The sequence below is a fragment of the Paludisphaera rhizosphaerae genome (assembly GCF_011065895.1).
GTDB classification, from domain to species: Bacteria; Planctomycetota; Planctomycetia; order Isosphaerales; family Isosphaeraceae; genus Paludisphaera; species Paludisphaera rhizosphaerae.
In genome coordinates, this window is record NZ_JAALCR010000008.1 from 20,260 (window position 1) to 34,716 (window position 14,457).

The 14,457-nt window shown below is 67.8% G+C and carries 10 protein-coding genes; 6 read left to right on the forward strand and 4 right to left on the reverse strand.

The features are described 5' to 3' along the window. Positions 1 to 639: 639 nt before the first annotated feature. Both G5C50_RS11835 and zwf read right to left on the reverse strand, forming a co-directional pair. Positions 640 to 1,584, reverse strand: coding sequence for a histone deacetylase family protein (locus G5C50_RS11835; protein ID WP_165069362.1), 945 nt, complete (start codon positions 1,582 to 1,584; stop codon positions 640 to 642). Positions 1,585 to 1,611: 27 nt separating this feature from the next. Beyond that, on the reverse strand, positions 1,612 to 3,162 hold the full coding sequence (gene zwf, locus G5C50_RS11840; RefSeq protein WP_165069365.1) for a glucose-6-phosphate dehydrogenase: 1,551 nt from the start codon (positions 3,160 to 3,162) through the stop codon (positions 1,612 to 1,614). Between the two features lie 204 nt (positions 3,163 to 3,366). On the opposite strand from zwf, the gene G5C50_RS11845 reads away from it, so the two are divergent. From G5C50_RS11845 to G5C50_RS11855, 3 genes are all read left to right on the forward strand, one after another. Continuing rightward, positions 3,367 to 3,855, forward strand: coding sequence for a hypothetical protein (locus tag G5C50_RS11845; RefSeq protein ID WP_165069367.1), 489 nt, complete (start codon positions 3,367 to 3,369; stop codon positions 3,853 to 3,855). Next, complete coding sequence (locus G5C50_RS11850) at positions 3,852 to 4,949, forward strand: dipeptidase (protein ID WP_165069369.1); 1,098 nt, start codon at positions 3,852 to 3,854, stop codon at positions 4,947 to 4,949. Before G5C50_RS11845 ends, G5C50_RS11850 begins: the two co-directional genes overlap by 4 nt. An 85-nt stretch (positions 4,950 to 5,034) precedes the next feature. Continuing rightward, positions 5,035 to 9,480 carry an ion transporter gene (locus tag G5C50_RS11855; protein ID WP_165069372.1) on the forward strand — a complete coding sequence of 1,482 codons (4,446 nt, stop codon included), beginning with the start codon at positions 5,035 to 5,037 and terminating at the stop codon, positions 9,478 to 9,480. A 24-nt stretch (positions 9,481 to 9,504) separates the two neighbouring features. On the opposite strand, the gene G5C50_RS11860 is transcribed toward G5C50_RS11855, so the two are convergent. Then, a complete protein-coding gene (locus tag G5C50_RS11860; RefSeq protein ID WP_165069911.1) occupies positions 9,505 to 10,641 on the reverse strand; it encodes a glycosyltransferase family 4 protein in 1,137 nt (378 codons plus the stop codon). Positions 10,642 to 10,931: 290 nt separating this feature from the next. Between G5C50_RS11860 and rpsL the strand changes: the two genes are divergently transcribed. The 3 genes from rpsL (at position 10,932) to G5C50_RS11875 (ending at position 12,493) form a co-directional block, all read left to right on the forward strand. Further along, positions 10,932 to 11,339 carry a 30S ribosomal protein S12 gene (gene rpsL / locus G5C50_RS11865; protein WP_165069374.1) on the forward strand — a complete coding sequence of 136 codons (408 nt, stop codon included), beginning with the start codon at positions 10,932 to 10,934 and terminating at the stop codon, positions 11,337 to 11,339. Positions 11,340 to 11,452: 113 nt separating this feature from the next. Continuing rightward, complete coding sequence (rpsG, locus tag G5C50_RS11870; protein ID WP_165069377.1) at positions 11,453 to 11,926, forward strand: 30S ribosomal protein S7; 474 nt, start codon at positions 11,453 to 11,455, stop codon at positions 11,924 to 11,926. A gap of 186 nt (positions 11,927 to 12,112) precedes the next feature. Beyond that, positions 12,113 to 12,493 (forward strand): virulence protein, encoded by a 381-nt coding sequence (locus G5C50_RS11875; protein ID WP_206107664.1) that lies wholly within the window; start codon positions 12,113 to 12,115, stop codon positions 12,491 to 12,493. Between the two features lie 137 nt (positions 12,494 to 12,630). On the opposite strand, the gene G5C50_RS11880 is transcribed toward G5C50_RS11875, so the two are convergent. Beyond that, a complete protein-coding gene (locus tag G5C50_RS11880) occupies positions 12,631 to 14,283 on the reverse strand; it encodes a sigma-70 family RNA polymerase sigma factor (protein ID WP_165069380.1) in 1,653 nt (550 codons plus the stop codon). Positions 14,284 to 14,457 lie beyond the last annotated feature (174 nt).

A 14,457-nucleotide genomic window follows, 5' to 3' on the forward strand; every position in this document is an offset into this window, starting at 1 on the left:
GATCGCCTCCCGCGAGGCTCGGCTTCGATAAGGGGTCGTTCCCATCCATGAGGAGAACTTCGACTTCACGACATTACCGCGTCTGGTCGCAGTCCTCGGAGCGGGGAGAGCCTCGACCTTATATATGAGACGAGTTTGAGCAGAAGCCGGCCCTATCGCGTGCCAATCAGCCAGGCAAACCAGTGAAAACAGGCTGTTTATCCACTGTGAACAAGAAAGGGGCTCTGGGGATCCTTGGCTATTCTCGCGACGTAAGCTCTTGTCCTGCACGGCTTCTTTGAAGAGTTCCTCGTTTTCAACCTGATGCAGTGTTCTCCCGCATCCTGATTGCCGCCAGCGACCGTCTGGGTGCCTGAAGCTATTTAGCTTGCGGTTTACACGCATCTACCATGGCGATGATCCCTGCCTTGACGGCTTCCGGCAGGTTGGGCCATGCCTCCACCAACGCGGACAACCTCGGGTCTCCGACCCCTTTACGTTTGTGGTGGGGCAATTGGTGGGCAAGGGCCTTCCTTGGAATCCGCAACATCCTTCGAACGCAAGGATTTAGGGCATCAGACGACATGCCTTTCACGCATGCAGCACGGGTTCGACTCCCGTCGGGGTCATTCCGCCAGTATTCCCTCCCCTTCAATTCAATCAAGCCGGCCCCGCTCCCAGGGCCTTCAAGTGCGTCTCGACGCAGCCGGCCAGCAGGGATGGGTTGTAACCGCCCTCCAGAACGCTGACGATCCGCCCCTTGGCGTGGGTTTCGGCGACGTCGACGACGTCGCGCGTGAGGATGTCGAAGTCCGCGAAGTCGAGGCCCAGGCCGCCGACCGGGTCCTCGGCCATGGCGTCGAACCCGGCGGAGATGATCACCAGCTCCGGGCGGTGGCGATCGGCCAGGGCGTGGAGCCCGGCCCGAAACGCAGCGCGGAGGTCGGCGGGCGCGGTGCCAAAGGGGAGGGGGATGTTGGTCGTGAGACCTAGCCCCGGGCCGGTTCCCGTCTCGTCCTTGCGGCCCGTTCCCGGATAGAACGGGAATCGATGCACCGAGAGGAAGGCGACCTCGGCCGACTCGTAGAAGACGTCCTGGGTCCCGTTGCCGTGGTGGACGTCGAAATCCACGATCAGCACCCGGTTCACGGCGTGCCTGGCGATGGCCTCGCGGGCGGCGACGGCCACGTTCGAGAAGAGACAGAAGCCCATCGCCCCCGAGGGGATCGCGTGATGCCCTGGCGGCCGGACGAGCGCCATGGCTCGGGGATGCTTGCCGGAGAGGACGTCGCCGACGGCCTCGATCGCCGCACCGGCCGCGAGCCGGGCGGCCGTGAGCGAACCGCGGGACATCCAGGTGTCGGCCTCGATGCAGCCGCCGCCGCGAGCGTCGACGTCCACCAGCGAGGCCAGGTAGCCGGCTGAGTGAACGCGCCTCAGCTCATCGTCGGTCGCCTCGCGGACGGTCCCGGCGGGGCAGGCGTCGAGCAGGCCCGTCCGTTTCAGGTGGCGGAGGATCGTCTCCAGCCGCTCGGGCTTCTCCGGATGGCCCGCCGGGGGCTTGTGCTCGGTCATCCGGCGGTCGACGTACAGGGCGACGGACATGGGAGAGGCCTCCGGCGACCGTGTCTTTTAGAGCCGGCGCCAGCGGGCGCCGTCGCGGCGGACGAGTTCGTCAGCCTCGGGCGGTCCCCAGGAGCCGGCGGGGTACGTGACGGGCGCGGGGGCGTCGGGCTGCTGCCAGGCGTCGAGGATCGACGTGACGAACCGCCAGGCGTTCTCGACCTCGTCGGTGCGGGTGAAGAGGGTGGGGTCGCCGAGCATCACGTCCAGCAGGAGCCGCTCGTAGGCCTCCGGCGGCGGCGCGGCGAAGGCGGTGCCGTAGCGGAAGTCCATGCGGACTTCCTGGAGCCGCCGCCGCGAGCCGGGGATCTTGGCCTCGAAGGTCAGGCTGGCGCCCTCGTTGGGCTGGATCCGCAGCACGAGTTGATTGCCGATCGCCGGGCCGTCGTGCTCCACGTCGAACAACTGCGTGGGGGGCTTCTTGAACTGGATGGCGATCTCGGTCGCCCGCTTGGGGAGGCGTTTGCCGGTCCGAAGGAAGAACGGAACGTCGGCCCACCGCCAGTTGTTCAGGGTCAACCGCATGGCCACGTAGGGGGCGGTCCTGGAGTCAGGGGCGACCCCCTTCTCCTGGAGGTAGCCGGGGACTTCCTTGCCGTCGATGGAGCCGGCCGTGTACTGGGCGCGGACGACGTGCTCGTAGACGTCCTTCGGATCCCAGTGGGGGAGGGCCTGGAGGACCTTCACTTTCTCGCTCCGGACGGCGTCGGCCGAGAGGTCGACGGGGGCCTCCATCGCCACCAGGCAGAGCAGTTGGAGCATGTGGTTTTCGACCATGTCCCGGATCGCGCCGGCCGAGTCGTAGTAGGTCCCTCGGTTGCCGGGCATGCCGACTTCCTCGGCCACAGTGATCTGCACCGAGGCGACGTGCCGACGGTTCCAGATCGGCTCGAAAATGGCGTTGCCAAACCGGAGAGCCAGGATGTTCTGGACCGTCTCTTTGCCGAGGTAATGGTCGATGCGGTAGATCTGGCTCTCGTCCAGCACCCGCGAGGCGTCCCGGCTCAGAGCCCGGGCGCTTTCCAGGTCGTGGCCGAAGGGCTTCTCGATGACGACCCGGCTCCAGGGCGATTCCTGGTGCGATTCATAGACGAGGTTCGCCCGGCCAAGCTGGTCGATGATCGGGCTGAAGAACTCGGGGGCGACGGCCAGGTAGTAGATTCGGTTGCCCCGCGTGCCGTGGCTGCCGTCCAGTTCCTCAAGCTTCGCCTTGAGCCGCTGGAACGAATCCTCGTCGTCGAACGTCCCCGATACGAAGACCAGGCGGGAGGCGAACTGGGGCCAGACCTGCTTGAAGTCGTCCCCCTTCTCCTCCTCGGAGAGCGACTTCTCGTACTCGCGGCGGAGGTCCTCGTCGGTCCAGTCGCGACGCCCGAAGCAGACCACGGCGCACTCGGAGGGGAGGTTCCCCCGATGGTACAGGTGATACAGGGCCGGGACGAGCTTGCGGTGGGCGAGATCTCCCGTCGCCCCGAAGAGGACGATGGCGCAGGGCTGCGGCGCCTGGGCGCGGGGGAGAGCCTGTCGAAGCGGGTTGGCGTCGTCGCGGGGCTCGGCCATGGTTGGGATTCTCGCGAGGCTGCGTGCTGGGAGAGGGGTCGCGACCGCCGAGACGCCCCGGGCCGTCCGATTCTAGGGGTCAGCGGAGGCGCCATCAAGGGCCGCCGCGGCGAGCCCTCCATTGCGGGCGTCCCTGCGCTCTGGCAGAGTGTTGAGGCGGCCGATGCGGGCCGCGAGCCGTTTCAGGAAGCCCGGAGGACGTCGATGCTGCGTGCGAAGGACCATTACCGAAGTCCGTTCCTGATGCTCCTGGTCGGCCTCGCGCTGATCGGGGCCGAGGCGTATCAGGTGGCCGGACCGGACGCCGCCCAGTTCGCCGTGAAGGGCTCGCTCCAGAAGCTCCTGATCCAGATTCCCGCCGGGATCGTCGCGCTGGTCGTCGCCGCGAAGCTGATCGAGGTCGACTTCGGGCCGATCACCGTCGCCGGGCTGAAGATCGCCGCGATCACCGTGCTCGCCGAGGGAGTCGCCTGCTGGGTCCCGATCCCGTTCTTCTCCCTCATGGCGGAGTTGACGGTCATGGTCGTGGGCTTCTTCTGGTTGTTCGAGCTAGGGAAGTGGGAGACGTATCTCGTGGTTCTCCTGAACCTGGCGGCGGTTTTCGGGGCTCGATACATCGTGGACAACTACATGGATTCGTCCCACACCTACTGGGTGACGGGCGAACGTCCCCGCCAGGCGCGCCGACGATGAGGCATCTGATCGACGGCCATCTCGACCTCGCCTGGAACGCCCTGGGCTGGAATCGGGACATCACGCTCGACCTCGATGCGATGAACGCTCGCGAGGCGAACCTGTCCGACCACCCGGGGCGGGGAAGGGCGACGGTCAGCCTTCCCGAGATGCGTCGGGGAGGCGTGGGGCTCTGCCAGGCGACCGTCCTCGCCCGCGCCAAGGCCGTGAGCCTCTGGGACACATACTCCCAGGGGCCGCCGAGAGCCAACCTCGACTGGAGCGTCCAGGACGCGGCCTCGGCCGCCGGCCGGGGGCAGCTCGCCTACTACGAGCGGCTGGAACGCCGGGGATTGCTGCGGCAGGTCCGGACGCGCGGCGACCTGGACGACCACTGGAACCAGTGGGCCGCCGCCCCCGACACGACGCCCATCGGCTACATCCTGGCCATGGAGGGGGCCGACCCGATCGTCGAGCCCGACCAGGCCGCCGAATGGTGGGATCTGGGTCTCCGCTCGGTCAACCTGGCCCACTACGGCGCGAGCCGATACGCGGTCGGCACCGGCGAGGAAGGCCCGCTGACCGAGGACGGCCTGCGGCTGCTCCGCGAGTTCGAGCGACTCGGGATGATCCTGGACGTCACCCACCTGTCGGACCAGGGCTTCTTCCAGGCTCTCGACGCCTTCTCGGGGCCGGTCCTCGCCAGCCACAACAACTGCCGGGCGCTGGTGCCGGCCCAGCGCCAGTTCTCGGACGAGCAGATCAAGCTGCTGATCGGCCGAAACGCCGTGATCGGCGTGGCGCTCGACGCCTGGATGCTCTATCCCGCCGGCTGGATTCGGCGCACCACCTCGCGCGAGGTCGTCGGGATCGAGGCGGTGGCCGATCACATCGACCACATCTGCCAGCTCTCGGGCGACGTGCGGAATGTGGCGATCGGCAGCGACCTGGACGGCGGCTTCGGCACGGAGCAAACGCCGACCGGTCTGGACCGGATCTCCGACCTCCAGAAGTTCGACGCGATCCTCGCCTCGCGAGGCTACCCCGCCGAGGCGATCGACGCCGTCTTCCACGGCAACTGGCTGCGATTCTTCCGTGAACACCTGCCGGCCTGAGCCGGCCGATCGGTGCGCGAGCGCGTGCGACCTGGTATGATGGGCCGCGAGGTTCCATCCCGGGCGGACGAGGGGCGACCGACCAGTGGCTGCCGAGGTGGTCTGGAACGAACGCGCGTGGTGCGAACAGGCCCGAGCCCTGGTCCGCAAGGGCGAGGCCGGGGCGGCGGCCGAGAGCGAGCCGGCGCGCGCCGCCAGGCTGGGCCGGATGCTCGCCCACGTCGAGGCCGGCTGGCGGCTGCGGGCCCCGCTCGACGTCCAGGTCGACGAGCACGGCGTCGAGCGGCTCCGCCGGGCCGTCGTCCGCGCGCTGGCGGACCTCCGGCTGGCGATCGACGATCTGCTCGCCGCGGCCGAGCCCGAGGGCGACTCCCTCCGCATGATGGCGGCCCGGCTCCGACAGTGGATCGCCCGCGAGCGGTCGGCCTTTCAGGGGCTACTCTCCAACGAGGGGGACCCGTTCCGCAGGCTCCTGGGATTGGACGCCCTCCGAGGAGACCTGGAGTGGTTCGGCGGTCTCCTTGACCGTCTGGAGAACACGCCAGGGCCGGGACCGGGCGCCTGGATCGAGGTCGAGCTCGCCAAGATCCGCCGACTGCTGGAAGACGAACCCCGCCGCCCCAAGTCCCGCGCCCGCCGGGCGGCCCTGCGGGCTCGCTGCGAGCGGATGCGCGGCGTGCTGCTGGAACGGCGCGTCCGCAGGGAGTTGGACGTCGCTTTGGTGGAGGCCTCGCCCGAGCGATTGGCGACCGTGCGTAACAAGCTGTCGCGGCTCCAGGCCCGAGTCGGCGCCATGGAGCCGGTCAACGACCCGGCCGACGACGCGACCGACTCCGGCGCGCGATCGGCCGTCGACCTGGACGTCGAGCGGGGTTCCGACGATCCGGCCTCCTGGACCGAGGCCCTGCGCGAACGTCGCGAGGCCGTCGCCGATCGGATCGACGAGAGCCTGGCCGCCATGCCCCCGGCCGAAGCGTCGCAGAGCTGCTCGCAGATCGTTCAGAACGCCCGCGACGAGTTCGGCGAGATGACGGCCTTCCTCCAGGACGCCCCGCTGCGGCGTGCCGTCCTGCGGCTGGAGACGGCCGAGGAAGACATGGATCGGATGGCCGACTCGATCCAGACACTCCGTCGCGCCGGCCGGCGAGCCCAGGGGGAGCGTCGCCTGTCGTCCGAGGACGTCCACCGCCTGGACGACGCCCTCTCGGACGTCCGCCGCCTTCGCTCCACCATCCGCGGCGAATGGCAGGAAAAGCTACTGACGCTCCGCCTGCATACGATCTTCGGGCGTCGCGGGGCCGTCTTTCTGGAGAACGCCGCGCTGGTGCTGATCGCGGCCCTAACGGTCGTGATCCTCGGCGAGACGCTGCTCGACCGCGCGGGGATGCTCACGACCCGCAGTCGCGAAATCCTCGCGTGGCTCGACCTGCTGGTCTGCTCCGGGCTGATGATCGAGTTCCTGATGCGATGGGCGCTCGCCCCGGCGAAGGGGACGTACTTCCTTCAGCATTTCGTCATCGACTTCCTGGCGTCGCTGCCGTTCGGGTTCCTCGCCTACATCGCCGCCGAGCACGCGGCGTCGCCCGTCGGCGGCGACACGTTCTGGCTGATGCGCTACCTGCGGTTCGCGCGCATCCTGGAAGTCCTCTCGCAGCTCCGGCTCGTGATGCCGGTGGTCCGCCTGGCACGGCTGGGGCTTTTCGCTCTCCGGCTCAGTGACCGCCTGGTGAGGAAGAACGCCGGGCTGCTCAACCGGAACATCGTCCTCTTCGAGCACGAGGCCGCGCCGAAGGCCGAATCGGGCGACCGCCACCGCCTGGCAATACTCCGTGGCGACCTTCAGAACGCCGAGGCGGCCCTGGGACGTCGCCTTCACCGCGACCGGCAGGACGCCCTGGCGACCCGAAGGCTCTCCGACCTGGCCGTGCGTCTGGGCCGCCTTCCCGACCACCTGATCGAGCCCCTCAGCGAGCACCGCGACGACCGCGAGATCCCCGTCGAGTCCCTGGTCGAACAGTTGATCCAGCTCACGCCCGAGACCCTCGTCGACCGAATGGGGCCAGCCTTCGTGGGGTCGGTCGACTCCTACCTGCGGGTTCTCGACGCGCCGATCGTCCGCCGCCTGCCGCTGATCCGCAACCTGGTCGCCCATCGCGAGAAATCGCCGGCGGAGGCCGTGGCGCTGGCGGCGAACTACGTGGGCTTCGCCACCCAGCGGGCGCTCGACCTGATCTACTTCCTGGCCGACCTCCAGGCGACGCTCTCGCCGGCGATCTTCCTGGACCGCCTGGGGCTGACGATGGTCAACGCGACGCGCACGCCGGCCAAGCGTTTGCTCTTCCTCGGCTCGGCGTTCCTGTTTCTGTTCGTGGTCGTCAACCTCGTCGGCTTCCTGAGCGCGTTCCGCCCGTTCATCGACGCCGTGCAGCAGCGGCTGGGGTGGCCGGTGATCGTGCTGGGCTGCATCTGCCTGGGGTTCTGGACGCTGGGGGCCTGGCTCCGCAAGATCGCCAACCAATCGGCCGACTTCTGCGAGCGGATCGTCGAGGCCCAGTTCGCCGCCCAGACCAAGATGTTCAAGACCCGCCGCGCCCAGCAGGATGCTCGATTCCTGGCCGAACGCGTCGTCGACCCGGAGATCGCCCTGCGTTCGTCGGACGACCTCGACCCGGACCTCTATCGCGATCGCCCGACGGCCGCGGCCGACGTGGAGGCCGTCTTCGCGAGCCGACAGACCTCATTCCCGAACCGGGAGTTGTCGTTCCTGCGGAACATCCGGCTTCTGTACCAGGACTACCTGGACGGCTCGCCCTTCCACCGCAACGACGTGAAGACCTCGGTGCAGTTGTTGGGAAACCTGGCCCTTTCGAACCTCAGGCGGAGCCGGATCGAGTTCGTCCGCCGCGAGGCCCGGGCGATGGGAAACCTGGACCTGAGTCGGGCGGGGGGCCTGCTGGGCGGGCCCTATCTCTGGTTCAACTACATCACCCGGATCATCGTCCAGGAGACGGCCGTCCTGCTGCTGGACTACAACGCCAACGCCGTACCGCTGGACCGCCTGGCGTGCTCGCCGCCGGAGCGTCGCCGCGAGTATCAGCGATGGCTGGGGGGCCGCCTGCGGATCCCGCCCGACCACGTCCGTCTCCCCGCGCCTAACGGCGCCGAAACCTCTTCGGAACCGTCGCCGACCGCGTCGGCGACAGCCCGACGGCAGGAGACGCTGGCCTTTCTGGAGACGGTCGAGTTCACCGCAATCGACTTCCTGGCCCAGGATCCTGCGCGGGATGCGGAGATCCTCGAACGGTTCGGGCCCCAGGTGGCTCAGTTGCTGCACCACGACCGCCAGCAGAACGTCCGGCGGGCGTTCTGGAGCTTCCCGCTGCAGGACCTCCCGCAGGCGGAGCGGACGATCAACCCCTACGCCTTCTACGAGGCCCGGCTGTCGGGCGGTCGGATCGTCTTCTTCCCGATCGTCGTGGCGGCGGCCTTCTTCAAAAGCATCTGGATCGCCGTCCGAGGCGTTTACGACGGCGTCCATCAGATCCTCAACCCCCGCGTCGTCCGCGACCGCGACATCCCGGCCGACGCTTATGCGGCGGCCCACCGCAAGATCCACCGAATGCGCAAGCCTGTGTTCATGGGTTCGCTCTGGCTGCGGGCTCGGCTGGACGTCGAATACCTGGGGCTGCAACTGCCGACCTCACCGACCGTCATGGGCTTCGACTCGGCGATGGAGGCCGACCTCGACTTCATCGGGGCCTCGCGTCGCGACCGGATCGTCGCCGAGGGGATTCGCCGCGACCACCAGCGCCGGCTGGCCTGGACGGGCCGCTGGCTCTCGCGGTTCGGCTGGACGCTCGGCGAGCTTCCCGGCTTCCTGGCGGACGAGATCCCCTACCTGGCGAACCGGGCCAGCGAGGCCCTCCGCGCGCTGGTCGCCGCCTGTGTGCTCGACCACGACGACGTCGCGACGCTCGCCCTCTCGATGGAGGGGCTGACGATGCTGGCCGACTACGCCGCCGACCCGACGTCCGACCTGAAGCGGCTGCCTCCCGGCCTCCCCGATCCGGTCGTCAACGCACGGAGGCTCTGGCGGCCGGCCCCGCGACTGATCCCCTCGCCGAAGCGACTGTTCGACCTCCCCGCGTTCGCCGGGTATGACGCCGCCGCCCGCAAGCGGATCGTCTCACTCCTGCGTCGGCACCGTCGCGTCTGCCGGGGCTGGTTCCGGGTCGTGCTGGGGCAGGGGGGAGTCGATCCCTGGGCCGAGGTCCGCAGCCGCCTGATGGACGTCCTGCTCAAGACCGACCTCTGGAGCGACCAGATCCTGATCCTCCGCGCCGTGCAGACGCTGACGATGCTGGACGTCCACCACAACTGCGAGTTGGTCTGGTCGCTCGGCGGGTACGACCCCCCCGAGCCCGAAGATCCTCCGGCCCCCAAACGCCCTCGCCCCGCCGACGACCCCGCCCCCGCCTCCGACTGGTGGTCCGATCGCCCCGACGCCGAACACGTCTCGGCCGAGACGTGACGGATGGAGGAGGTTTGGTCGGATTCAGAAGTGTTTGGACAGCGCCGCGACGAGCCGCTCGTTCGCCGCGTCCCAACGGTATCGCGAGGCGATTTGCAGGCCGATGGTGGAGAGGCGGGCTCGATCTTCGGCATGATCGAGCAGGTTGCGGAGGGTGGAGGCGATCGACTCCTCGTCTTCGGGATTGAAGTACCAGCCGGCTGCGCCGCCGATTTCGGGGAGGGCGGTGGAGTCGGCCAGGGCGATGGGGACGCCCTGGGCCATGGCCTCGACGACCGGAATTCCGAAGCTCTCGCAGAGAGACGGGAAGACAAGGGCGGTCGACTCGGCGTAGATGGCGCGGAGGGCCTCACCCTGGCGATAGCCGGGGAGCCGGACGCAGGCCCAATCGCCCAGTCGAGCGATCTCGTCCCGCAGGGCTCGCTCCTCCTCGGGAACGCCCGAGCCCAGCATCACGAGGGCCAGATCCCCCGAGGCGACTTCCGGCAGCGTCGCCGCGGCTCGGATCAGGCGGGCCAGGTTCTTCCGGGGCTGGAAGTTGGCGACCGAGAGCAGGAAGGGGACGCCCGCCGGCAGGCCCAGGTCGTAGCGAACGCCCGCCCTGTCGATGTCCGGTGCGGGCTCGAAGAAGAGGTCGTCGGCCGCGTTGGGGACGTAGGCGATCCTCCCCGCGCACTCGGGGAGAGCTTCCAGCAGCCTCGCCGTGTTGAACTCGGAGACCGAGAGGACCAGGTCGGCTCGCCGCAACGCCTCGGACATGTTCTTGCGGAGTCGCTCCGATCCGAACCGAAACCCCTGCAAAACGTCATGGCTGGTCACGGCGACGCGCGCCTGGCGACGCGCGACGTGGAACTCGGCCGGGCAGTAGATCCAGTCGACCGGCCCCGAAAGCCACTCCATCGGAGGGAGCGGTGCCAACCGCCACCACCGCAGCAGGTGCCGGGTCGGGACGGACAGCTCGCGTCGAGGGACCCCGTTCAGGGCCTCCCAGTATTCCCGGCCCTCAGGGCGCGCGATCTTGCCCGAGACGAGCGTAAGATCCACGTCCTGCCGCGCGGCGAGCCGTTCGATCTGAGCGAGTGCGTGTCGTGTGACGCCAGTCGGGGCGTAACACGCGTTCATGTCGTAGAGGCAGGCGACCCGGATCAATCGACGCTCCATCGTGTCGTGCGGGGGGCGATCCTTGGCCCGGGCGAGCATATAGGCGGGGGAAACCTTATGTCAATCGCCTTGACAGTCCCGGCGCGATCGCTAAACTAGTTGCTTTGGCTCGGGATAGACCGCCTGAATCCGACCGGGGAGCGTCGTCCGAACGCAGAATCGTCTCGGGCCGACACGTCGCGGGTTCTACGGAGCCGCCCGCCTCGCGGCGAATTCGGTCGTTCCTGGCCCCAGCGGCCGGCGGCCGCACCAGGACCAAGCAAGGACGACCAGGGAAACGACGAAGACTTATGCCGACCATCAATCAGCTCGTTCGCAAGCCGCGCCGGCCCGTTCAGTACAAGACGAAGTCGCCGGTCCTTGAAGGGTGCCCGTTCAAGCGGGGCGTCTGCCTGCAGGTCAAGACGATGACCCCCAAGAAGCCGAACTCGGCCCTCCGCAAGGTGGCCCGCGTGCGGCTCTCCAACGGCAAGGAAATCACCGCCTACATCGGCGGCGAGGGTCACAACCTGCAAGAGCACTCGATCGTGCTGATCCGCGGCGGCCGCGTCCGCGACCTCCCGGGCGTCCGCTACCACATCGTCCGCGGCGTGCTCGACTGCCAGGGCGTCGGCGACCGCAAGCAGGCCCGTTCCAAGTACGGCGCCCCCAAGAAGAAGGCCGGCACCCCCGCCAAGGGCGCCCCCAAGAAGAAGTAAGACCTGACACCGGTCGCCCCCGTCGCCCCGGCCCGCTTTGAGCCCAGGCTCGCGCCGACGGCGACGGATCTCCCCGTACTCCTCGTGCCCCTTATTCCGCAGGATCGACATTCATGGCCCGCAAGTTCACGGCGAGCAAGACCCACCTCCGGCCCGACCCGCGGTTCGGGTCCAAGCTGGCCGGCAAGTTCATCAACTGCGTCATGCACGACGGCAAGAAGAGCGTCGCCCAGAAGATCTTCTACGACGCCGTCGAGCTGATCCAGAAGCGGCTCCCCAACGAGGAGCCGATCGACGTCTTCACCCGCGCGATCGAGAACGTCAAGCCGATCATCGAGGTCCGCTCGAAGCGCGTCGGCGGCGCCACCTACCAGGTCCCGATGCAGGTCAACAAGACCCGCCAGCAGACCCTGGCCATCCGCTGGGTCCTCATGGCCGCCCGCGAGAAGAAGGGCCGCCCGATGCACATCAAGCTCGCCGACGAGCTGATCGCCGCGTTCAACCGCGAAGGCGCCGCCGTCACCCGCCGCGAGAACGTTCACCGCATGGCCGAAGCCAACAAGGCCTTCGCCCACTTCGCCTGGTGACCCTCGCCCCGGCGAACTGATTCAACGCAAGAAGGCCGGCCGTGTGGTTCCTATGCCACACCGCCGGCCTTCGGCGTTTCGAAGGATTCGTCGGCCGTCGAGATGACGTGTTTCAGCCTGCCCTGTACAATCGGGTGTGAGTCGGCCGGCCCCGTCATTTGATCTCCAGCGGGAGGGAGTCGCGTCATGGCACCCCAGACGCTCGTCAAACAGCAGGCGACGCAAAGCCTGAATCCGTTTCCGACGATCCCGACGAAGGGAGGACGGGTGTACGCGATCTCCTTCGACATGGACATCGATTCGCTCAAGCTCAACTACGGCGACCCTTACAACAACGCCTATGCTGAGATTCGCAAGGTTCTCCAGCGCCAGGGGTTCAATTGGCAGCAGGGGAGCGTCTATTTCGGCGGTGAGAACATCAATGCCGTCACATGCGTCCTGGCGGCGATCGAACTGGCCCGAGTGCTGCCCTGGTTCGCCGCCTCCGTTCGCGACATCCGCATGCTCCGAATCGAAGAGTTCAACGACCTCATGCCCGCTGTGCAACAGGCCGCGCCCGATGGCTGACGTGGAGCACGACAGGGCCTGCGCCGAGGTTCGGGACGATGGCGAACTGACTTAACGCAAGAAGGCCGGCGGTGTGGTTTCTATGCCACACCGCCGGCCTTCGGCGTTTCGAACACAAGCCAGGGAAAGATCACCCCTCAGGGCTTGTCGCCGTCGAGTCTCTTGAGGACCTGGTCGAGCTTTTCCTCAATCCGCCGAAGGCGATCCTGGACTGCCGCGGAATCCTCGTCGATGCCGACCGGCTTCGGCTCTGGTCTCGGGATGTCCCCAGCCAAGACGACGGCCCCCATGAACTCGGGGAAGACGACTTCGCCTCCATTTCGCGTGATCATGGCGCCCAGGTTCATCGGATTGATGGGCCGCGCATCTGGCCCTGCGAGGCGCCGGACGGAGCCGTCCACCATACCGAGCATAGCTCTGCGTTGATCGCTGAGGTCCACTGCGGGAAGCGTCTGCGTCGGAAAGGCGAATGGCAGCTCGCCTGGTTTGGTCCATTCTTGAGAGTCGGCGGCAACGGCCAGAAATACGGTATTCCACTGACCGTCAACCACGTCCTGAAGCTTCACCCCCTTCCGGTCACGCTCAGCCCCGTCACGAAACATTGTGCGGCTGTCAGAGAAACCGCGGAAACGGGTTGATCCCAAGGGCGCCGGCGCATTCGGGGTCTCATAGACGGTGGGCATTCGGGAGATCAACGCCTTGTTATGGGGAGAGTCCCAGGGCTCATCGAGGTGGAATTCCTGGTAGAGAGCCTCCTCATTCAGATAGGGCAATAGGGCGACCCGCCAGCTTAGCTTTGGAGCGCCATCGCTCCCGTAGATCGCCGAGACGGGAAACGCTCCGGTCTTCGACTCGTAGCCTCGAAGGGCCTTCAGAATCTCCCGCATGTTGGACGCCTGGCGCTGGAGAGCGTCCGGGGCGTTCTTGGGAGGCTCAATGGCTTTAGCCGGTTCTTGCTCCGATGGGCCGCCTGTCCAGGCGGTCGCCACCGTGACGACGCCCAGGCCACCGGCGACGGCCAAACTCAGGATGGTTGATCTCAGGCTCATGATCGGTACGGCTCCCTTCATCAAGGCGGCGACGGCGGGCGCAACCTCCGCCTTCGCCGAGGCCGCCGCGATCGTCGCGCGGATCACGTTGGTGGACACGCTGGACGCGAACGACTCGGCCGAAGCCGCCGCCAGGGCCGTTGCGGGAGCGATCCCACGCCGGACGAGCCGGGCGCGGAGCGTCTCGCGACCGCGCGAGAGGCGGCTCTTGACCGTGCCGACGGGGCAGCCGAACGACCTCGCGGCTTCCTGCTCGGAGGCCCCACCCAGGAGGCAGGCTACGAGGACCTCGCGCTGCTTCGACGGCAGTTGAGCCAGCTCGGCGTCGAGGATCGGCAGGACGTCGGACCACTCGGCGGGGAAGTCGTCCCGCGCCGGGAGGTCGTCGGTCAGCGGCCGATCCTTCCGCCGGGCCGATCGGGTCCGAGCCTTGGCGGCGACGCGCGAAGCGACGCCGTAAAGCCACGGGCCCAGCCGGTCAGGGTCGCGGAGTCCGCCTCCCTTGCGAGCCAGGACCAGGAACGTCGCCTGAAAGGCGTCGTCCGCGTCGTTGGCGTCGCGCAGGAGCCGACGGCAGACGCCCCGGACCATTGGCCCGTGGCGCATCACCAGCGTCGCGAACGCGTCGTGGTCGCCGTTGGCTCGGAACCGAGCCAGAAGATCGCCGTCGCCCGAAGGCTCGACGCCCCGATTCAGCAGCCGGTCCAGGTCTGCGATCAATCCGCCGTCGCGCTCGCCCATCCTCGGCCCTCGTCGTTCGACTTGCGTCTGCGAATGTCTGCCCGCAACCGATGATCGGGTTCCATCGAGATTCGCAGAAAGTCCCGCCGCTCGCGTCCCCGGACCGGACGAGAACCCACCACAGTCGGCCTCTGAAGTCCCCGCCCGAATCCGTGGAGACCTGTGAACAGAAAT

Bases quoted from the DNA above. Each gene is read 5' to 3' on its own strand.
- G5C50_RS11835 (WP_165069362.1), bottom strand. From the start codon at position 1,584: ATGTCCGTCGCCCTGTACGTCGACCGCCGGATGACCGAGCACAAGCCC.
- zwf (WP_165069365.1), bottom strand. From the start codon at position 3,162: ATGGCCGAGCCCCGCGACGACGCCAACCCGCTTCGACAGGCTCTCCCC.
- G5C50_RS11845 (WP_165069367.1), top strand. From the start codon at position 3,367: ATGCTGCGTGCGAAGGACCATTACCGAAGTCCGTTCCTGATGCTCCTG.
- G5C50_RS11850 (WP_165069369.1), top strand. From the start codon at position 3,852: ATGAGGCATCTGATCGACGGCCATCTCGACCTCGCCTGGAACGCCCTG.
- G5C50_RS11860 (WP_165069911.1), bottom strand. From the start codon at position 10,641: ATGGAGCGTCGATTGATCCGGGTCGCCTGCCTCTACGACATGAACGCG.
- rpsL (WP_165069374.1), top strand. From the start codon at position 10,932: ATGCCGACCATCAATCAGCTCGTTCGCAAGCCGCGCCGGCCCGTTCAG.
- rpsG (WP_165069377.1), top strand. From the start codon at position 11,453: ATGGCCCGCAAGTTCACGGCGAGCAAGACCCACCTCCGGCCCGACCCG.
- G5C50_RS11875 (WP_206107664.1), top strand. From the start codon at position 12,113: ATGGCACCCCAGACGCTCGTCAAACAGCAGGCGACGCAAAGCCTGAAT.
- G5C50_RS11880 (WP_165069380.1), bottom strand. From the start codon at position 14,283: ATGGGCGAGCGCGACGGCGGATTGATCGCAGACCTGGACCGGCTGCTG.